We start from the raw sequence: 19,936 nt of genomic DNA, 5'->3' as shown, positions 1-19,936 counted from the left end.
CATGTCGGACACGGTCCTCGTCCTCAACTCGGGATCGTCGAGCATCAAGTTCGGCCTGTTCGAGATCTCGGCTGTTGAACCCCGCCTGCTCTGCAAGGGGCTGCTCGACGAGCACGAGGCAAAACCCCGGCTCGTGGTGAAGAGCCCCGCGGGCGAAGACCTGTTCGAGACAGCGAGGGAGGCGCCGGACGCCGACGGCGGCCATCTGTTCGCCGATGTGCTCGCCTTCATCGACGACCGGTTCGGCGGACACCATCTGCGTGCCGTCGGCCATCGCATCGTTCATGGCGGGCCGGATTATTCAGGCCCGGTCGCGCTGACCGACGACGTGATCGGAAAGCTTAAGGCGCTGACGCCGCTGGCGCCGTTGCACCAGCCGCGGTGCCTCGCGCCAATTCGCGCGCTCGCGGCGATCCGGCCAGCGCTGACGCAGATCGCGTGCTTCGATACGGCGTTCCATCACGGCCTGGCGCCGCCGGCGAGCCGCTTCGCCATTCCGAGGCGCTACGAGGAACGTGGCGTCCGACGCTACGGATTTCACGGCCTCTCCTTCGAGTATGTCGCGGGACGCCTCGCCGAGATCGCGCCGGAGCTCACCGCCAAGCGTACCGTCATCGCGCATCTCGGCAACGGCGCCAGCCTGTGCGCATTGCGCAACGGCCGCAGCGTCGACACCACCATGGGGCTGACGCCGCTCGACGGTCTCGTGATGGGCACACGCTGCGGCACGATCGATCCCGGCGTGCTGCTCTATCTGCAGCAGCACGAAAAGATCTCGATCGAGGATGTCCAGCACCTGCTCTATCACCAGTCGGGCCTGCTCGGCGTCTCCGGCATCTCCGCGGACATGCGCACGCTGCTTGCGAGCGGCGAGATTGCCGCGCGAGACGCGGTCGATCTTTTCACCTTCCGCGCGGCGCAGCAGGTCGCGATGATGGCAACCACGCTTGGCGGCCTCGACTGTCTGGTCTTCACCGGCGGCATCGGCGAGCACGCCAAGGAGATCCGCAGCGCGATCGGCGAACGTCTCGCATGGATGGGCGTGGGCATCGATGCGGCGGCGAACGAGCAGGCACGTGAGCGGATCAGCGGTAGCGATAGCGCGGTCGATGTGCGCGTCATTGCAACCAATGAAGAGCTGACGATCGCGCGCCATTGCGCCGCGCTGCTGCAGCAAGGCCATCCCAACTGAAAGAACGTGTCAGTCTCGTAGCGTGGACAAAGCGACTTGTCCGCCGTTGCTCGAAGAGCGAAGGCGGAAGCGTGCCCACCACGTCTGTCAATGTGGCGTCGATGGTGGGCAGGGCGCAAGTGCGCCTTTGCCCACCTACGATTCCTGACTCGCGGGGACTGGAGAGGGCACAATGGCACGCACGAACTAATGCGTCCCGGTCAGGATCTGAAAACACCCGATCGCGACCTCGATCACGATCAGGACCACGACCGCGATCTCCAGGCGGAGCGAGCGCTGGGTGTCGATGATGTCGGTCAGCGCGTTGGCGGTCTCCGACACCGCGGTGAGCTTGCGCTCGAGCGTGTCGAGGCGTTCTTTCAGCTCGTACTCGTCCTCGAGGCGCGAATAGAGCCGGTCGAGCTCAGGCTTCTCCCAGAGCACGTCGGGCTTCTCGGCGATCGCGACGCGCCCGGCGACGCGCTGCTGCACCAGCAGTGCATTGCCGATCAGTTGCAGGATGCCCTTGCGACGGCGCGGCGTGCGTCCGTGCTCGGCGAGCTCCCGCGCAAACGGCTCGATCACATCGAAGACCGCGGCGACGCGGCGCTCGTCGCGCGCGAGCGACGTACTCTTGGCGAGCGCGTCCGCAACCAGCAGCAGCCGGTCGTCGGAGAACTTTGCGAGGCAGATCGGCCCGCCCGGCTGGATCGCTTCAGTGCTTTCATCCTTGCAGAGCTGTGCCTGCGCAATCTCTTCCTCATACGGGCTGAGCTCGCCGATCACCCGCGGCTTCAGGCTGTCGATCAGCACTTTCTCCTCGGACGGGAGCAGCCCGATCAGCACCACGACGCCGTAACGGAAGATCACGGCGAGGCCGGCATGGACACGGAAGGCGGCGGGCGTCGACGAGACCAGCGTGCCGATCTCGAGACCGGCGGCGTTGATGCGATCGCCCAGCATCAGCGCGCGGATCCGCAAGGTCGGCGCAGCCTCCGGCTTCGGCGATGTCGAGGCCGTGCCAACAGCGAGTTGATCGGCGTTCACAGGAAGCCTCCGCCGCCACCAAGGTCACACATGTCCCGTTCGAACCTTTCTTGCAGGGCGCCCCGTCCCTGCAGGAGCCAACTACCCGCGCGCCGCGCAATGTCGCCGTAAAACTCCAGGTCAATCCCCCCGGGACGAGCTTGTGCCGAAACATTCGGCAACATCGCCAACCCGCGCGTGACACATTTGGCTGCGAGGACTGGCTGCAGTTTACCATCGCACGCCGAAGCGCGGCCGGAAAGTTGCACTCGGCAACGCCACGTGTTTATGACAACATCATAACAAGCTACGCTTCTCCCGAAGTGCAGACATTGAAGCCTCAATCATGCTGAGCGTCATCATTCCGACCGAAGGCGTCGAGCAGACCGCGGTGGCGACTCTGGCCGCGCTGGTCCCCGGGGCCGCCGCCGGCGTCATCCGCGAGGTGCTTCTGGTCGACGGCACCCGCAACGGCGTCATCGAGCGGGTTGCCGACGTCGCAGGCTGCCGTTTCGTCGGCTTCGAGGGATCCTCGCAAGGCGCCGCGCTCGCGGCCGGCGCGCTCCAGGCCCGCTCGCCGTGGCTGATGTTCCTGCCCGCAGGCGCCGTGCTCGAAACCGGCTGGATCGAGGAAACCACCCAGTTCATCCAGGCCGTCGCGACCAGCGGACGGGACCGCGCTGCCGTGTTCCGCTATGCGCGCTCGCCTTACGCCGATACCGGATTGCGCGACATCCTCCGGGCCGTGGTGCGCAGGGTGATCGGCCCGCTCGGCGATCAGGGCCTTTTGATCGCGCGTGATCATTACGACCGGATCGGCGGCTACCCGCCGCAGGCCCGCCGTTCCGAGGCACGACTGCTCCGCCGGCTCGGCCGCTCGTCCCGGACCGTGCTGCGCAGCCAGATCGTCATGGTCGGCTGAAGCCACCTGATACTTGCCAAAGTCAAATAATTAATTGACAATGGCAAATATTGAGGTGCCGTCATGCCATCAAGCTCTTCCCCATTACCCCTTGCAATCGAGCAGGTCGCCGACGATCGCATCGCAGCGGTCCGCGCCTTCAACCGCTTCTATACCCGCAAGCTCGGTGTGCTCGACCAGCATCTTGGGAAGAGCCCGTTCTCGCTCAGCGAGGCCCGCGTGCTCTACGAACTCGCGCATCGCGACGAGCTGGCGGCAAAGGAGATCGGAATCGAGCTTGGCCTCGATCCCGGCTATCTCAGCCGCATCGTGCAGAGCTTCGACGAAAAGGGGCTGATCACGCGCAGGCCCCTGCCCGCAGATCGCCGGCAATACCAGCTCAGCCTCACCGCCAAGGGCCGCCAGACCTACGCCAAGCTGAACCTGAGCTCGCAAAACGAGGTCGCCGCAATGCTGGCTCAGCTTTCGGCCAGCGATGCAACGCGGCTCACGCAGGCCATGGCGACCATCGAGGCCCTACTGGAGCAACGTCGAACCCAGCCTGCGGCTTTCATGCTGCGCAGCCATCGCGTCGGCGACATGGGCTGGGTCATCTCCAGGCAGGCCGCCGCCTATGCCGCGGACTACAACTGGGACATCAGCTACGAAGCGCTGGTCGCCGAGATCTGCGCACAGTTCATCAAGAACTACGATGCCGCGCGCGAGCACTGCTGGATCGCGGAAGTGGGCGGCGAGCCCGTCGGCTCGATCTTTCTGGTCAAGGCCACCGACGAGATCGCCAAGCTGCGCCTCTTGCAGGTGGAGAAGAAAGCGCGCGGGCTCGGTGTCGGCCGTGCGCTGGTCGAGCAATGCCTCCAGGGGGCACGCGAGCGGGGCTACGGCAAGATGACGCTGTGGACGCAAAGCATCCTGGTTGCCGCACGCGGCATCTATCAAAGCGCAGGCTTCAAGCTCGTGAAGCAAGAGAAGCACCACAGCTTCGGTGCCGATCTGGTCGGCGAGACCTGGGAGCGGGATCTGTAGCGCTGTCGCTACAAGTCAGGAATCGTAGGGTGGGCAAAGGCGCATGAGCGCCGTGCCCACGGCCCCTGCATTGCGGACAGAGATCGTGGGCACGCTTCCGCCGTCGCTCTTCGAGCTATGGCGGACAAGTCGCTTTGCCCACCCTACGATACTGATGATGCGGAGAGCCCCCCGAGAACGATCCGCCCTTACACCGTCGCGCCTTGCGCCTTCGGCCTTCGCAGATGCTCGTCCAGCCGCGGCATGATCTCGACGAAATTGCACGGGCGCGTGCGGTAGTCGAGCTGAGCGGCCAGGATGCCGTCCCAGCCATCGCGGCAGGCGCCGGGCGAGCCCGGCAGGCAGAAGATGTAGGTCGCCCCCGCGACGCCGGCGGTGGCGCGGCTCTGGATCGTCGATGTCCCGATCTTGGCGTGGCTCAGCATGTGGAAGGCGATGGAAAAACCGTCCATGCGCTTCTCGAACAAGGGCTCGATCGCCTCCGGCGTGACGTCGCGTCCGGTGAAGCCGGTGCCGCCGGTCGTGATGACGACGTCGATGCCGCTATCTGCGATCCAGCGGCGAACGACGGCGCGGATCGCCTCGACATCGTCGGTGACGATCTCGCGCGCGGCGAGACGATGGCCGGCCGCGGCTAGGCGGTCGGCAAGCGTCTGGCCGGACTTGTCATCCGCGAGCGCACGGGTGTCGGACACGGTGAGCACCGCGATGTCGAGCGGGATGAACTGTTTTGCTTCGTCGATGGAGGCCATGATGCGTCTCTCGTGTCCCGGACTAGGTGCGGCGCAACAGCGCCGCGACGCAGAGCCGGGACCCATTTAGAGGCTTGGGAGACCGGCGGTGTGGGCCCCGGCTCTGCAGCGCACCGCTGAAGTAGCGCTGCGCTGCGTCCGGGGCACGGCAGCGAGACTACTACGTCCCGCCGCCGAACGTGTTGCAGGCCTGGACCGTGCCCTGCTGGTAGCCGGTCATGAACCACTGCTTGCGTTGCGCCGCCGAGCCGTGGGTGAAGGAGTCAGGCACGACGCGTCCCGTGGCCTGGCGCTGCAGCGTATCGTCGCCGATCGCGCTCGCCGTGGTCAGCGCGGCGTCGATGTCACCGGCTTCCAGGAAGTTCGGACGCTTCTTCGACTCGCGATTGACCCAGACGCCGGACAGGCAATCGGCCTGCAATTCCACCTTCACCTGGAGCGCGTTGGCCTCCGCCTTCGAGCCCGCCTGCTGCTGCAGCCGCGTCACGCGCGGAATGATGCCGAGCAGGTTCTGGATGTGATGGCCGGCTTCGTGCGCGATGATGTAGGCGGTGGTGAAGTTGCAGGCGGACTTGCCGGAGCAGCCGCGGAAGCGCGTCTCGACCTCGCGGAAGAACGAGGTGTCGAGGAAGATGGTACGATCCGGCGGACAATAGAACGGCCCCATCGCCGACTCTGCCCGGCCGCAGCGGCCGCCATTGGTGACGTTACGGAACAGCACGACCTTCGGCCCGGTGTAGGACTGGCCCGAGGCCTGGAAGATCTCGCTCCAGCGGTCGTCGATCTCGCCGAGAATGCCGGAGATCATGCTGCCCATCTCGTCGGTCGGGGCGCCGCGCTTGGCGGTCGAAGACGACTGGCGATCGGTCTGGTAGCTCGGCGCCTGGCCGCCGCCGGTGAGGATCTCGGCGCCGCCGATCAGGATGCGCGGATCGATGCCGAAGGCGTAGCCGACCAGGCCAAGCACGATGATGGTGCCGATGCCGAGCCCGCCGCCGCCCATCGGAAGGCCGAACCCGCCTCCGCCACCGCCGCCTCCACCATCGTCGCGACGATCCTCGATGTCGTCGCTGCGGCGGAAATCATCGTAGCGCATGGCGGGTTTCCCTCAGTCGTCGATTGGCATCATTTGGGCGCAGAAGCGCGAAAGCTCAACGCGCCACACACGTAAAATTTCCGTTGCTTTTATCAATATCCCGCTCGGCAATTATTGCCTAGTGCGACAGCATGCCGATGCCAGCAATTTTTTCCGAGGGTCGAGCAATTTTTTCCGAGAGAAATTTGGCGCCTTTTTGGAGCCATGATCGCTCCCGCAACGCGACGAAACGCGAAATACACTGCAAAACACGGCGAGTGCGCGCAGTGAACCGCACGCGGGGAGCGATGCGAGGCCTGCTCACGAAAGCGGCGGGTTAAGTCGATTTTTACTTTGCCGCTTCATTGTAACGGTCAGTCGGTTGTTTGGTCCCGCGTCGCCGACAGCGTCGCCTGAGTCAGAGTTCTTGAGTCATGGTAGTGTCGCGTCGCGGGGCGTCTGCAAGGGCGCCCCGCACAAATTTTGAGTCCGCTTCGCACAGCATCATCCTCGGTGATTGCGTCGCCGAGATGTCGAAGCTTCAGGCTGGTTCGGTCGACCTCGTGTTCGCCGATCCGCCCTACAATCTCCAGCTCAAGGGCGACCTCAAGCGCCCCGACGAATCCCATGTCGACGCCGTCGACGACGACTGGGACAAGTTCGATTCGTTCTCCGCCTATGACGATTTCACCCGCGCCTGGCTGCTTGCCGCCCGCCGCGCGATGAAGCCGTCGGCGACGATCTGGGTGATCGGCTCCTATCACAACATCTTCCGCGTCGGCGCGATCATGCAGGACCTCGGCTTCTGGCTCCTGAACGACATTGTCTGGCGCAAGTCGAACCCGATGCCGAATTTCCGCGGCCGCCGCTTCACCAACGCGCACGAGACCATGATCTGGGCCGCGCGCGACGAAAAGGCCAAGGGCTACACGTTCAATTACGAGGCGCTGAAGGCCGCGAACGAGGACGTGCAGGCACGTTCCGACTGGCTGATCCCGCTCTGCACCGGCGAGGAGCGCCTCAAGGGCGCCGACGGCAAGAAAGTGCATCCGACGCAGAAGCCGGAAGGCCTGCTCGCGCGCGTGCTGCTGTCCTCGTCCAAGCCCGGCGATCTCGTGATCGATCCCTTCAACGGCACGGGCACCACCGGCGCCGTGGCCAAACGCCTCGGCCGCTCCTATATCGGTTTCGAGCGCGACAAGACGTATGCCAAGGCTGCCGAAGCCCGCATCGCCGCGGTCGAGCCGCTGCCGGAAGCAAGCCTTGCCCCGTTCATGACCGCGCGCGAAGCGCCGCGGGTCGCGTTCTCCGAACTGATCGAGCGCGGCATGATCATGCCCGGCACGAAGCTGTTCGACGCCAAGAAGAAGCTCGGCGCGCTGGTCCGTGCCGACGGCGCCATCATGTTCGGCGACAAGGTCGGCTCGATCCACCGCATCGGCGCGGTGGCGCAGGGCGCCCAGGCCTGCAACGGCTGGACCTTCTGGCACATCGAGACCAAGAAGGGTCTCAAGCTGATCGACGAGCTCCGCGCCGAAATCCGCGCCGGCATGGCGGCGGAGTGATCCTCTCCGCCGTCATTCCGGGGCTCGCGAAGCGAGAACCCGGAATCCACCCAACCACAGCACATGCGGCCCAATGGATTCCGGGCTCGCGCAAGAGGCGCGCCCCGGAATGACAGCAGTGGTGGTTGAATGCCGCCCCCGCCAGGACTAGATTCGCCCGATCAGCCCCGTCCTGACCGGTGGGCCCCATGCGACGACAGTCCGAGACATTGCTGCTGGTGCCGCTGCTGCCGATCTTCCTGCTCGGCATGTTTCCGATGTTCCTGATCGCCCTGCTCGGATTCTTCGGCCTCGCGCTGTTGGGCGTGCTCGTGATCTCTGTCGGGCTCGCCAGCAGCAACGAGGCGCACGACAATTTCAATCACGACGTCATCGTTCACGGCTACGCGCGCGGATCGGAGCGCGCGGCGCGGGCCTCCGACATGCATCTGGCCACGCGGCTCGGGCTGCGGCTGGAAGCGGTCGGCGCCGCGATGGTCGTTACGGCGGCAATCGGCCTTTGTTACGCCGGCTGATCTGCGTGGCGCGCAGATACCGCCCGGCAAACTCGCCGGTTGCCCTCCCGCAACGGGTTCAGGCAAGACAGGCCGCACGGCAATGACGCTGCGTCCGCGCCTTGCAAAAACACTGGGGAGATCGATGCTCAAATTCTATTTCAACGGATCGCCGAACCCGACCAAGGTCGCGCTTTTTCTGGAGGAGTCCGGCCTGCCCTTCGAGCCGGTGAAGATCGACACCCGCAAAGGCGAGCAGTTCACGGCCGAATTCCTCAAGATCAATCCGAATGCCAAGGTCCCGGCGATCGACGATGGCGGCACCATCGTGTTCGACAGCAACGCCATCCTGCTCTATCTCGCCGAGAAGACCGGCAAGTTCCTGCCCGCCGCGAGCGTGCGCGGCGAGACGCTGTCATGGCTGATGTTCATCGCAACCGGCGTCGGGCCGTATTCGGGTCAGGCCGTGCATTTCAAGCATTTTGCGCCAAAGGACCAGAACCACGATTACGCCCATAACCGCTACCAGTACGAGACGGATCGCCACTACAAGGTTCTCGACGGTCACCTCAAAGGGCGCAGCTACATGGTTGGCGACAGCTATTCCATCGTCGACATGGCGCTGTGGGGCTGGGCGCGGATGCTGCCGTTCAAGCTCGGCGACGACGCCTTCGCGCGCTACCCCAACGTGAAGCGGCTGGTGGACGAGATCTCGGCACGGCCGGCGGCGGCACGCGCGATCGCGCTGAAGGACAAGTTCACCTTCAAGGCCGAGATGGACGACGAGGCCCGCGCCAACATGTTCAAGCACATGGCGACCAAGGTCGCCTGATCGCGCCGTTCTTTTCAGGCCACGCGCATGCGCGTGGCCTTTTGCGTTTGGGATTCAGGCGGCGTGGACCGAGTTCAGGAACCTGGCCACTTCGAGCTTGAGGCGGTTGCTGTCGGCCGACAGCGAGCGCGCCGCCGACAGCACCTGCGATGAGGCCGATCCGGTTTCGGAGGCGCCACGCTGCACGTCGCCGATGTTGGACGACACCCTCTGCGTGCCATGGGCCGCCTGCTGGACGTTGCGGGAAATCTCCTGCGTCGCCGCGCCCTGCTGCTCCACGGCGGCCGCGACCGTCGACGAAATCTCCGACAGCCGCTCGATGGTGCCGCTGATCTCCCTGATCGAGCCGACAGATTCCTCCGTCGCGGCCTGGATGCCGGAGACCTGCTGGGCGATCTCGCCGGTGGCCTTCGCAGTCTGCTCGGCGAGCGCCTTGACCTCGGAGGCGACCACGGCAAAGCCGCGGCCGGCTTCACCCGCGCGCGCCGCCTCGATGGTGGCGTTCAGCGCCAGGAGGTTGGTCTGGCCGGCGATGGTGCTGATCAGCTCGACCACGTCGCCGATCCGCGCGGCGGCCTTGGAGAGCGCACCGACGCGGTCGTTGGTCCTGCTCGCCTGACCGACGGCCTCGACCGCGATACGGGCTGATTCCTGCACCTGGCGGGCGATCTCCGACACCGAGGAGGACAGCTCCTCGGTCGCCGAGGCAACCGCCTGCACATTGGCCGAGGCCTCCTGCGAGGCGCTGGCGACCTCCGTCGACAGGTCCTGGGCCCGCGAGGCGGTCGTGGTCAAGGTGCCGGCGGAGGCTTCGAGCTCGTTCGATGCCGACGACACGGTGTTCACGATCTCGCCGACCGCCTGCTCGAACTGATCGGCGAGCCTGACCATGTCCTTTTTGCGGCTTTCCGCCTGCCGCGCCTCGACCTCGGTCTGCTCGGCGCGCAGTCGCTCGGTCTCGACCATGTTGTCCTTGAACACCTGGATCGCCTTGGCCATGTCGCCGATCTCGTCGGCCTTGCCGCGGCCGGGGATCTCGACCTCGAGATTGCCGCCCGCGATCAGCCCCATCGCGCGCGTCATCGAGGCCAGGGGACCGACGATGCCGCGGGCGATCAGGAAGGCGACGATGCAGCCGAACAGGACGGCGAGGCCACCGGCGATCTCCTGAATGGTCGTGGTGCCCGCGATCACGGCTTCGGCGGTCGTACGCGATTCCTGATAGTCCTTCTTCAGGGTCGCTTCCGCGGCCTTGAGCCTGCCGACGCTGTCGACGATGAGGGGCGCGAGGCTCTTGTGGTAGATCTCGTCGGCCTGAAGCATCGCGGCGGACGTCGTCTCGAACGCCGATTTGTAGATTCCGAGCGAGGTCTTCACCGGCGCGAGCGTGGAGCGCAATTCCGCCGCCTGCGGGCTCTTTTCGAGAGCCGCGAGCCGCTGCGCCGCCCTGTCTACGCTCGCCCTGAAATTCGCGGGTCCCTGCGCGTCGCGCAGCGCCAGGAAGCGCCAGTTCGCGACCCGAACAAGGAGGATCCTGGATTCGAGGTCGGCGACGAGGGCCGCGGTGTCTTCGTCGACGGCGGCGCGCGCCGCATCGACCAGCTTGCCCATCTTGACGGCGAGCTCCTCGCCGCTCGGCAGCAACGTCGCCTTGCCCGTTCTCGCCTCGTTGACGGCGTCGCCGAGATTGTCACGCAGGCGTCGCATCTTGGCAATGTCGTCGATGAGGCCGTTGTAGAGCGCTCGTCGATCCTCCGAGAGCGTCCCCTTGGCGCCGACCCGCAACAGCTCGGTCGCCGCGGTTTCCCGCTCTTGCGCCTCCTTCATCGCGGGCTCGTTGGCGTCGTAGACGTAACGCAGATTGGCCCGCTGGATCGCCTGAAGCTGGGTCGATATCTCCAAAACCCGCGCCGTGCTGTCCGAAAGTGCGGATTGTCTTGCGACCTGATCCTGCACCGCCCGCAAATTCCAGACGGCAACCACCGCCATCACGAGACCAACCACCACCAAGGCCATGAAGCCTGCGTACAGGCGTCCCCTGATCCGCAAACGAAACTTCGGCATTCCCACTGTCCACCCAGATGCATTTCACTTCGAGCGGCCGAACAATTCCGGCAAATCGTCACGACCACCCTGGCAGCCGCGCGTCTTTGCGACCCACGCTGCACTGCGACACAATGGGGGACACTCGTTAATTGAACCTTCAAATTTTTCGCGCGATCTGGATCTGCGGGCGCGAAAACTGCTGCTTTTGTCAGCAGCTATGCAAAGTTCGCGTACGAATCCCGAGCGGGATGCGCAGAGCTGCATGCGTTCACAGGACGAACGACTATTGGGCGCCAGCCTGCTGCAATTTGCCGAGCGCGTGCTCGACCACTTCCAGCGTGTACGGCTTCTGGACCACCGGCGCCGAGGCCAGATCCACCGGAAGCGGCGCGCGCTCGCCATAGCCGGTTGCGAAGATGAAGGGCACGCCGATCTCCTTCAGCTTCTGCGCCACCTTGATGCTGCTCTCGCTGCCGAGGTTGAGATCGAGCAGGGCAAAGCTCGGCCGGGTCCGCTCGATCGAGCGCAGCGCCTGGTCGACGGTCGCGGCGGTGTCGACATGACGCGCGCCGAGATCGAGCAGGATGACCTCCGCCGCCATTGCGATGATCAGATTGTCCTCGACGATCAGCGCGGTCTCGGAGATCCGGGGTCGGCTGGACTGCTGTTCCTCAAGACGCATGGCGGCTCCTGCTATCGACGGCACCAGCTCGACGAAATTGGGGGGAATGACGAACGTCGCCTGCACGCCCAGAAGGTCGAAGCGGATTTCGGCATCGCCCTTGAGATCGAACGGCACCGAGCGCTCGATGATCGTGGTGCCGAAGCCACGCCGCGACGGTGGCTGCACCGGTGGGCCGCCGCTTTCCTTCCATTCGATCACGAGGCTCGACGAGGGATCGAGGCGCCAGACCACCTCGACGCTGCCGGTGGAATCGGCGAGCGCGCCGTATTTGGCGGAATTGGTCATCATCTCGTGGACAACGAGAGCCAGCGTGGCAAACGCCTTGGGATCGAGCGCGACGTCCGGCCCGCCCATCTTCACCCGGCCTGCGCGCGCCCCGAGATAGGCGCCGGCTTCGGATTCGAGGAGGGTCCGCAGCGCCACCGGCGCCCAGTTCAGATTGGTGATCTGGTCGTGGGCGCGGGCCAGGGCCTGGATGCGACCGCCGAGAACGCTCGCAAACTCCTCCACGCTCATCGCCGTGTCCTTGCTCTGCGCCACCAGCGCGCGGACCAGGCTCAGGATGTTGCGGACGCGGTGATTGAGCTCGGCGATCATCAGCTCCTGCCGCTCCTGCGCGCCGCGGCGCTCGCGCGCGGCGAGGTCGGACAATTGCAGGATCACTTCCAGCAGTGTGACGCGCAGACTCTCGGCGATGCGGATGTCCGCTGCCGACCACGGTTTCGACTGGCCCGCCACGGTCTCCTGCCAGAGCTCGAAGCTCTTGCGCGGCGTCAGGCGCGGCCCGTTCGGACCTTCGTCGTAGATCTTGTCGGGAGCGCCGGCCCAGTTCACCGCCCGCGTGACCTCGCGCCGGAAGAAGATCAGGCAGTCGCGCGGGGTCCGTGAGATCGGAATGGCGAGAAAACCCGCCGCGCGGTCGCGAAAAGCCTGGCCAGCGGCATAGACCTTGGCGATCTCGGCGCTGGCGAAGATCCGGCCCGGCGAGGTCCGGTTGATGAAGGCGACGAGGTCCTTCACCTCGTCTTCGGTCGGCGTGTCTCCCTCGAGCGCGATCTTGTTTTCGGACCAGACCGCGACGCCGTCGCAGTCGATCATCTTGCGGTAATCGCCGAGAAAGTCGACGATCGCGCGGCGGCTGTGGTCGTGCGAAGCAGCGATCTCGATCAAGCGCTCCTGGACCTGGTGGGCCCGCGCCTCATAGGCGACATCGCCCTCGCGCTCGCGTCCCTCGACGATCCAGGAAAACATCTGCCCGAACAGCTCGGAGGCCGTACGCTTGTCGAACGAAATGTACCGCGGCGAATAATGATGACAGGCGAACAGACCCCACAGCTTGCCATCGCGCAGGATCGATACCGACATCGAGGCGGCCACCCCCATGTTGCGCAGATATTCGATATGGATCGGCGAGACCGAGCGCAGCACGCTCATCGAAAGGTCGAGCAATCCCGCATTGTGCGTGGCGGTCGACATCAGGGCAGCCGACCTGGCGTTGACGTCGGCAATGATGCGCAGCCAGTTGCGCTGGTAGAGGGAGCGCGCCTGCCTTGGGATATCCGATGCAGGATAACGCAGGCCGAGGAAGGATTCGAGCCCTGCTTCCGCGGTCTCGGCGATCACCTCGCCCGATCCGTCCGGGTGAAACTGGTAGACCATGACGCGATCGAATCCGGTCAGCACCTTGAGCTGACGCGCGGCCTCCCGCGCGAGCTCGGTCATGCCGCGCGTCTTGCGGATCCGTTCGAGCATCAGGCGGACGAGCTCGCCGGAATTGACGCCGGGCTCGTGGACGCTCGGCTCCGCCTCGACGATGAGGTAGACGCCGGAGAAATGGATCGAGAGATCGTAAAGCGGTTTGCCGGCCTGGAGCTCGACGCCGAACAGGCGCTCGGTCGCATCCGGCCCACTCAAATAGTCGACGCGACCGCGGATGGTCTCGACAGCGGCTTCGGAGATGGCGCTCGTCAACGGCTGCTGGAGCAGATCGGCGACGTCGCTTCCGAGAAAGCTGCCGACATTGTCCGAGGCCATGCAGATCGTGAAATCCGAGAGCACAGCGAGCATGAAGCCAAACGGCTGCACGCTGCCGGGAATGTGGATCGGCTCGCGATCGCAATTGGTGAGATTGACCGCCTCGTTCATGCCCGCTCCGCCGCCCGCTCGAACGCGGCGAAGGCAACCCGCGCCGCCGCGATCACCTCGACCTCGTCGCAGGCCTCTTCGCCTTGAAGCTTCGACAGGAAACTCTGCCACAGGCGCTTGCCGGCACCATGGCTGAGATAGCTGGTGGCCTCCGTCATGCGCAGGTCGGCGGCCTCCGCGACCTCTTTCAGCAGGAATCTTGCCCCGAGCCGAGAGCCCTCCAGCACGTACATCGTACCGAGCATGCCGCTGGGCGTCAGCGGCGGCACGGATACGGTGGATTGCGCGGCGCCGCCGAGCCGCCCGAGATCAGCCGCGATCGCGGCACTGCGCGACCGCTCCGGCCAGTCCGGAAATATCCTGGCGACGCCTGCCGCGACGAGCGCGGCCTCGAGCGGAAGAAGCGCGCCGGCGCTGGCTTGAAGAAAGCGGCGATAGCCCGCCAAGACGGTGAGATCGAACGACGAAAGTTGCGCATCGAGCTCCCGGTGCGCACCCGCAGTCGCATCTCTCAGTCGCTCACGAAGTCCAGGGAAGCCAGGGTTCACCTGTGTCGAGACGTCCGAAACCCCAGCCAGCATGAAATTCCCACACGCGCGCAATGCCGGGGGCGCGATTGCCCCGGAAGCGAAGGAAACGCCGGCGGAATCCGAAGGTTCCGCCGGCACTGGAATATCTGGAGAGGCGCGGACCGTACCCTCGACTCTTTATTTCCGCCGGCGGGGCTTGTGCAGCTCGTACGCGATCTCCGCCCTGGTCATCCCGCAGTCCAGAAGCTCCCGCTCGCTCATGGCGGCGAGTTGATCCCGGGCCCGGGACCGTTCGCGCCTGATACGGACCGTTTCGACCAGCGCCCGCCACGCCCGCACGACCATCGCCGGCTCCGCCCGATGAAACCCGCCGGCGGACGCGACGCGCAATCCACTCAGCTCGCAGCCCTCACCGGCGCCTGCGGAAAAGAACCGAGCGCCCGCTCGGTCAGGATCGAGTCGCAGTACTCGCGGATCTCCTTGATCTTGCCGTCCTCGAGACGAAACACCAGGCAATAGTCATTGTCGTAGCGCACGCCTTCGGGCGTGACGTTGTCGCCCTTTGCCTCCACGACGACCACATCGCCGTCGGCGATGAAGCGGTGAGCGACCGTGCGCGTGCGGTCGCGCAGGCGGGTGCGCACATAGCCGTGCAGATCGTTGAGGATCGACTCCTTGCCTGAGAAGGTGCGCGACCAGGAATACTGGCCGGTCACGACCCATTTGGCGTCTTCGGCAAGGCTTGCAGCGAACAGGGCTCGATCGCGCGCGTTCGGATCGGGATTGGCGGCGGCGGCGAAAATATCCTGCATCAGTTTCTTGTTGGCGATCGCATTCATGGCGGCATCTCCGTTTGGTGGGAACGCGGAGATGATCGCCGCAGCATCAGAATTCTTCAAATCGATAGAGAATATGATATCTATTCGCCTGATGAATTTGAATTCGCTTGACCTCAACCTGCTGACCGCGCTCGACGCCCTGCTGCGCGAGGCCAGCGTGAGCCGCGCCGCGCTGCGGATGGGCCTGTCGCAGCCGGCGGCCAGCCACGCGCTGCAGCGCCTGCGCGACATTCTCGGCGATCCGCTGCTGGTGCGCACGGGCGCGCGGATGGAGCTGACGCCGCGGGCGCAGGCCCTGCGCGCGCCGCTGGCGCAGGCGCTCGATCAGGTGCGCGGGCTGTTCGTGCCTGATGACTTCGACGCCGCACGCAGCGAGCGGCAATTCCGCCTGATGATGCCGGATCTCGCAGTCGAGCTGCTGATGCCGCCGCTGATGGAGAAGGTGACGCGGGCCGCGCCCAACGTCCGCATCGACATCGTGCCATGGCGGGGATCGGCGATTTTCCACGCCGAGTTCGCCCGCACCATCGACCTCGTGATCTCGATCGGCAACGCCTTCAAGGGCTTTCACCGCCAGCTGCTCTACGTCGACAGCGACGCGCTGGCGGTGCGGCGCGGCCACCCCTTGGCGGCGAAGCTGAAGCGGCGCGAGACGTTCCTGGGCGCGCGCCATGTCGGCGTGATCATCCGAGGCAGCAACGAGGATCTGATCGACACCTGGCTGCGCGCCAAGGGCATCGAGCGGCACATCTCGCTGGTCGTGTCAGGCTATCTCGAAGCGCTGCACGTCGCTGCCCGCACCGATCTCGTCGCCTTCGTGCCGCGCCGGCTGATCGCGGCACTGTCGAAACAGCTCGGCCTCGTCACCGTGACGCCACCGCTCGACCCCGGGATCGACGAGCAGTTCATGTTCTACCCGACCCGCGCCCAGATGGACCCCGGCTCGATCTGGCTGCGCCGACTGATGCTGCAGACGGGGCGGGAGCTGGAGAAGCGGAAGGCTGGGTAGGATGCTGCTTCACCAAACACGGTGTCGTCCCGGACAAGCGCAGCGAAGCGGAGCGCCGATCCGGGACCCATAACCACAGGATGCGGTTTGGCGAAGACTGCTCGTTCGGGATTGCTACCGATCGCAATCGATAGATTCCGCGGTATGGGTCCCGGGTCTGCGCTTGCGCTTGCCCGGGACGACACCGCGTATTTGTCACGCCTTCTGCGCTTCCATCACCTTTGCCACGGCGGGGCGCTCGGACATGCGCTTGAAATGCTCGGCGATCTTCGGGGTCGCGTTGATGTCGACGCTGTCGCCTTCGAGCCAGGTCGAGAGGGTGTAGAGATACGGATCGCAGATCGTGAACTGATCGCCCATCACCCAGGGCCCCCGAAACATCTTCTGCTCGATCAGGGCGAAGCAGGCGGCCATGGTCTTCGGGACCATCGCCTTCATGTCGGCGAACGAGCTCTCCTGCGTCGCCCAGCGCGGACCGCGCATCTTGTGGGCATGATTGATGTGCACGGTCGAGCAGAGGTAGGAGTTGAACGACTGCACCTGGGCGAAGTCGAAGGGATCATCGAGCGGCGCGAGCTTCGCCTTGGGGAAGGTCTGCGCGAGATAGGCCAGCATCGCCGGCGTCTCGGTGAGGACGCCGCGATCCGTCACCAGCGCCGGCACACGCCCCTTCGGGTTGATCTTGAGATAGTCCGGGCTGTTCTGCTGGTTGTCCTTGAAGCTCAGCCGCTCAGCCGCGTAGTCGGCGCCGGCCTCCTCCAGGGTGATGTAGGTGGCGAGCGCGCAGGTGCCGGTGGCGTAGTAGAGCTTGAGCATGTCGGACCTCATGGGAAAGCCCGAGGTTAACGGCCCTCCGCCGCCCCGTCCATAGGGGACCTCTTCGCAGTTGCCCACCGCCGCCCGGCTGTGCGAAGACGCCGTCAATCGGAGGGGGATTTTGTCATGACCGTACTCATCGCCGGTGGCGGCATCGGCGGGCTGACGCTTGCGCTCAGCCTGCACCAGATCGGCGTTCCCGCAAAAGTCTTCGAAAGCGTCGCGGAACTGAAGCCGCTCGGCGTCGGCATCAACGTGCTGCCGCATGCGGTGCGCGAGCTGATCGAGCTCGGGCTGATGGACAGACTGGACGCCAGCGGGGTGCGGACGCGCGAGCTCGCCTATTTCTCCAAGCACGGCAAGCCGATCTGGAGCGAGCCGCGCGGGCTGGAGGCCGGCTACAAATGGCCGCAATTCTCGATCCATCGCGGCACGCTGCAACAGCTCCTGCTCGACACCGCGATCGAGCGGCTCGGCCGCGACAACATCCTCACCAGCCACCATCTGACCGGCTGGACCGAGACGGCAGATGGCGTGCGCGCCGACTTCATCGACCGGGCAACCGGCAAGGCCGCCGGGACTTACGACGGCGCGATCCTGATCGCCGCCGACGGCATCCATTCCGCCGCGCGCGAAAAGCTCTATCCCAATGAAGGTCCGCCGATCTGGAACGGCCGCATCCTCTGGCGCGGCGTCACGCCTTCCAAGGCCTTCCTGACCGGCCGCACCATGATCATGGCCGGCCATGAGATCCTGAAATTCGTCTGCTATCCGATCAGCAAGGCGCCGGACGCGGCGGGCAACCATCTGATCAACTGGGTCGCCGAGCGCCACATGCCGCCGACCTATCAGTGGCGGCGCGAGGACTATAACCGCACCGCGCGGCTGGAGGAGTTCCTGCCCTGGTTCGAGAGCTGGCAGTTCGACTGGCTTGACGTGCCCGGCCTGATCAAGAACTGCCCGCACGCCTATGAATATCCGCTGGTCGACCGCGATCCGGTCTCGCAATGGACCTTCGGCAAGGTCACGCTAATGGGCGATGCCGCGCATCCGATGTACCCGATCGGCTCGAACGGCGCCTCGCAGGCCATCCTCGATGCCCGCACCATCACCCGCGAGATTCTCGCGCATGGACCGACGACCGCGGCGCTGCTCGCCTATGAGGCCGAGCGCCGCCCCGCGACCACCGACCTCGTCCTGCTCAACCGCAAGAACGGACCCGAGCAGGTCATGCAACTGGTCGAAGAGCGCGCGCCCGACGGCTTTGAGGTCGTCACCGACGTGCTGTCGCAGAAGGAACTGGAAGACATCGCCGCCAACTACAAGCGCGTTGCGGGCTTCCAGGTCGAGGCGCTGAACGCGAAGCCGCCGATCGTCAGTGGAGATGCGAAGCGCGTGAGCGCCTGAAGGCGGGGCGGCAAGAGTTGTCCAACCGCCCCGCGTCCGTCACGGCCCATCAATATCCATACTGTCTGGAACACACCCAGTTGCCGTAGGCATCGTAGCAACGGTTGTTGTAGTAGCCGTATGCACCAGCCGCCGCCGCTCCGACTCCGACTGCCGCGGCTCCGTATGCGGCTCCCCGGTAGACGCCTCTACGCGCCGCAGTACGTGCTACGGGGTACCCTGCTATCGGCCGGGAGACGTGAGCGCGGCCGCCGTAGCGACCAGCGTGAACGGCACCGCCTCTGTAGTGCGCGCCTCCACCGTGAAATCCCCCTCCCCGATAGCCGCCACCTCCTCCGCGGCCGCCGCGCGCGAGTGCGTCATCGGGAACAAGGCTTGCGCCGACAAGTGCGGCCGCGGCCAAGCCAACCAGAGCATATCGAAACATGGGCGTCCTCCCGTCATTGGAGTGCCGGTTCTATCCGCAGGGTGATGCCGTCAACGGGACAGGCACTTGCCCCATCATTTGGCGCGCCCTGCATGTCCAATTGACCTAGATCAACGCCTGTCTTTTTCAAAGTCCCGGGATGGTCCAGCGCTTTCAGGCCGAGGCTGAAGACCATGAGCGGCCGCAACCGCCCGCTGGTGCGCTTCGATCTAAGCCAATCCTTGGATGCGAGAGAAAAGAAATTTGTCCATTCGATAGACGCGAATAACCGAGGCTGCGATCATGAAGTTCCGGGCGGGGTTGCTTGCGGCGGCTATCTTGCTGGCCGAAATGCACGCAAGTCATGCGGCGATACGGATCGCCGGCGATCGTGGCGGGCTAATCGACACCTATGTTGACAGATATGAACGCCTGCGCACTTCCGGAGAGACCGTCATCATCGATGGACTTTGTGCCTCATCGTGCACCATCGTTCTCGGTGCAGTTGCCGCTGACAAAATCTGTGTGACCTCGAAGGCCGCTCTCGGCTTCCACGCTGCTTGGGATTTCGGTCGGAAAGGAAGGACGATTACCGACCCTGACGCCACCAATTACCTATACTCCATGTATCCCGGGCCGGTGCAGCGTTGGATCGCGGCGCGCGGCGGGTTGAGGCCGCAACTCATCTTGCTGCGCGGCAAAGCACTTCGGGCGCTGTATAAGCCTTGCGCGCAGCACTCCGCGACACGGCCCCGACGGTAACGACTACCGCACCACCCTTGCCGCTTCCAGCAACCGCTCGGTCGCGCTTGCCGTTGCCAGCACCGTGCCGTTCTCCGCCATCAGCTTGGCCTCGACGAACGCAATCGTCTTGCCGAGCTGCGTCACCGTCGCCTCCCCGATGATCGGACCGGGCTTGGCGGGGCTGAGGAAATTCACGGTCATGCTGATGGTGGTGGTATAGAGCCGGCCCTCGCTCATCACCAGCACGGCCGGGCCCATGGTGTCGTCGAGCATGGCCGAGAGCATGCCGCCCTGGATGAAGCCCGCCGGATTGCAGAACTCCGGCTTGCCCTCGAAGCCGAGCTTGATCCAGCCCTCCTCGGGGCGGGCATCGAGCAGGCGCCATCCCAAGAGCTCCGCACAGGGTGGCCTGGGAAAATTGTCGAGCGCGGTCTTGACCATTGGCAGCC

The 19,936-nt window shown here is 65.2% G+C and carries 19 protein-coding genes; 9 read left to right on the top strand and 10 right to left on the bottom strand.

The features are described 5' to 3' along the window. Position 1: 1 nt before the first annotated feature. The gene (locus XI03_RS34810) at positions 2–1,192 is read left to right on the top strand and encodes an acetate/propionate family kinase (RefSeq protein WP_271594610.1); all 1,191 of its coding nucleotides are present in this window, start codon (positions 2–4) and stop codon (positions 1,190–1,192) included. 186 nt (positions 1,193–1,378) lie between these two features. Here XI03_RS34810 and XI03_RS34805 read toward each other — a convergent pair whose 3' ends face one another. Next, positions 1,379–2,218 carry an RMD1 family protein gene (locus XI03_RS34805; protein WP_183238434.1) on the bottom strand — a complete coding sequence of 280 codons (840 nt, stop codon included), beginning with the start codon at positions 2,216–2,218 and terminating at the stop codon, positions 1,379–1,381. Positions 2,219–2,543: 325 nt separating this feature from the next. Between XI03_RS34805 and XI03_RS34800 the strand changes: the two genes are divergently transcribed. Both XI03_RS34800 and XI03_RS34795 read left to right on the top strand, forming a co-directional pair. Beyond that, positions 2,544–3,119: a glycosyl transferase gene (locus tag XI03_RS34800; protein ID WP_028141674.1), complete on the top strand. Its 576-nt coding sequence runs from the start codon at positions 2,544–2,546 to the stop codon at positions 3,117–3,119. Positions 3,120–3,182: 63 nt separating this feature from the next. Continuing rightward, positions 3,183–4,142: a bifunctional helix-turn-helix transcriptional regulator/GNAT family N-acetyltransferase gene (locus tag XI03_RS34795; RefSeq protein WP_095426922.1), complete on the top strand. Its 960-nt coding sequence runs from the start codon at positions 3,183–3,185 to the stop codon at positions 4,140–4,142. Between the two features lie 188 nt (positions 4,143–4,330). On the opposite strand, the gene moaB is transcribed toward XI03_RS34795, so the two are convergent. Both moaB and ypfJ read right to left on the bottom strand, forming a co-directional pair. Beyond that, positions 4,331–4,894: a molybdenum cofactor biosynthesis protein B gene (moaB, locus tag XI03_RS34790; RefSeq protein ID WP_028141676.1), complete on the bottom strand. Its 564-nt coding sequence runs from the start codon at positions 4,892–4,894 to the stop codon at positions 4,331–4,333. A 160-nt stretch (positions 4,895–5,054) separates the two neighbouring features. After that, positions 5,055–5,990, bottom strand: a complete 936-nt coding sequence (ypfJ, locus tag XI03_RS34785; RefSeq protein ID WP_028141677.1) for a KPN_02809 family neutral zinc metallopeptidase — start codon at positions 5,988–5,990, stop codon at positions 5,055–5,057. Between the two features lie 413 nt (positions 5,991–6,403). On the opposite strand from ypfJ, the gene XI03_RS34780 reads away from it, so the two are divergent. The 3 genes from XI03_RS34780 (at position 6,404) to XI03_RS34770 (ending at position 8,860) form a co-directional block, all read left to right on the top strand. After that, positions 6,404–7,534, top strand: a complete 1,131-nt coding sequence (locus tag XI03_RS34780) for a site-specific DNA-methyltransferase (RefSeq protein WP_028141678.1) — start codon at positions 6,404–6,406, stop codon at positions 7,532–7,534. Positions 7,535–7,722: 188 nt separating this feature from the next. Then, positions 7,723–8,049 carry a hypothetical protein gene (locus XI03_RS34775; protein ID WP_271594609.1) on the top strand — a complete coding sequence of 109 codons (327 nt, stop codon included), beginning with the start codon at positions 7,723–7,725 and terminating at the stop codon, positions 8,047–8,049. A 124-nt stretch (positions 8,050–8,173) separates the two neighbouring features. Continuing rightward, complete coding sequence (locus tag XI03_RS34770; RefSeq protein WP_095426921.1) at positions 8,174–8,860, top strand: glutathione S-transferase family protein; 687 nt, start codon at positions 8,174–8,176, stop codon at positions 8,858–8,860. A gap of 54 nt (positions 8,861–8,914) precedes the next feature. Here XI03_RS34770 and XI03_RS34765 read toward each other — a convergent pair whose 3' ends face one another. The 5 genes from XI03_RS34765 to XI03_RS34745 form a co-directional block, all read right to left on the bottom strand. Further along, complete coding sequence (locus XI03_RS34765) at positions 8,915–10,924, bottom strand: methyl-accepting chemotaxis protein (protein WP_271594608.1); 2,010 nt, start codon at positions 10,922–10,924, stop codon at positions 8,915–8,917. Between the two features lie 265 nt (positions 10,925–11,189). Continuing rightward, the gene (locus tag XI03_RS34760) at positions 11,190–13,736 is read right to left on the bottom strand and encodes an HWE histidine kinase domain-containing protein (protein WP_212476713.1); all 2,547 of its coding nucleotides are present in this window, start codon (positions 13,734–13,736) and stop codon (positions 11,190–11,192) included. Further along, entirely contained in the window at positions 13,733–14,317 is a 585-nt protein-coding gene (locus XI03_RS34755; RefSeq protein WP_028141683.1) for a biliverdin-producing heme oxygenase, read from the bottom strand. Before XI03_RS34755 ends, XI03_RS34760 begins: the two co-directional genes overlap by 4 nt. Positions 14,318–14,443: 126 nt before the next feature. Next, positions 14,444–14,611 carry a DUF1127 domain-containing protein gene (locus XI03_RS34750; protein WP_080670146.1) on the bottom strand — a complete coding sequence of 56 codons (168 nt, stop codon included), beginning with the start codon at positions 14,609–14,611 and terminating at the stop codon, positions 14,444–14,446. A gap of 50 nt (positions 14,612–14,661) precedes the next feature. Next, positions 14,662–15,105 (bottom strand): nuclear transport factor 2 family protein, encoded by a 444-nt coding sequence (locus XI03_RS34745; protein WP_028141684.1) that lies wholly within the window; start codon positions 15,103–15,105, stop codon positions 14,662–14,664. 91 nt (positions 15,106–15,196) lie between these two features. On the opposite strand from XI03_RS34745, the gene XI03_RS34740 reads away from it, so the two are divergent. Continuing rightward, positions 15,197–16,114: a LysR family transcriptional regulator gene (locus XI03_RS34740; protein WP_152103756.1), complete on the top strand. Its 918-nt coding sequence runs from the start codon at positions 15,197–15,199 to the stop codon at positions 16,112–16,114. 195 nt (positions 16,115–16,309) lie between these two features. Here XI03_RS34740 and XI03_RS34735 read toward each other — a convergent pair whose 3' ends face one another. Next, entirely contained in the window at positions 16,310–16,930 is a 621-nt protein-coding gene (locus tag XI03_RS34735; protein WP_212476715.1) for a glutathione S-transferase family protein, read from the bottom strand. Positions 16,931–17,056: 126 nt separating this feature from the next. Here XI03_RS34735 and XI03_RS34730 point away from each other — a divergent pair, with 126 nt between their 5' ends. Then, the gene (locus tag XI03_RS34730; protein ID WP_038972144.1) at positions 17,057–18,337 is read left to right on the top strand and encodes a flavin-dependent oxidoreductase; all 1,281 of its coding nucleotides are present in this window, start codon (positions 17,057–17,059) and stop codon (positions 18,335–18,337) included. Between the two features lie 709 nt (positions 18,338–19,046). Beyond that, the gene (locus tag XI03_RS34720; protein ID WP_028141689.1) at positions 19,047–19,505 is read left to right on the top strand and encodes a hypothetical protein; all 459 of its coding nucleotides are present in this window, start codon (positions 19,047–19,049) and stop codon (positions 19,503–19,505) included. A gap of 3 nt (positions 19,506–19,508) precedes the next feature. On the opposite strand, the gene XI03_RS34715 is transcribed toward XI03_RS34720, so the two are convergent. Continuing rightward, complete coding sequence (locus tag XI03_RS34715; RefSeq protein ID WP_038948304.1) at positions 19,509–19,928, bottom strand: PaaI family thioesterase; 420 nt, start codon at positions 19,926–19,928, stop codon at positions 19,509–19,511. Positions 19,929–19,936 lie beyond the last annotated feature (8 nt).

The organism is Bradyrhizobium sp. CCBAU 65884, from assembly GCF_028128835.1.
Lineage (GTDB): Bacteria > Pseudomonadota > Alphaproteobacteria > Rhizobiales > Xanthobacteraceae > Bradyrhizobium > Bradyrhizobium ottawaense.
Note: the sequence above shows the minus strand (reverse complement) of the source record. Positions and strands in the feature narration are given on the sequence as shown.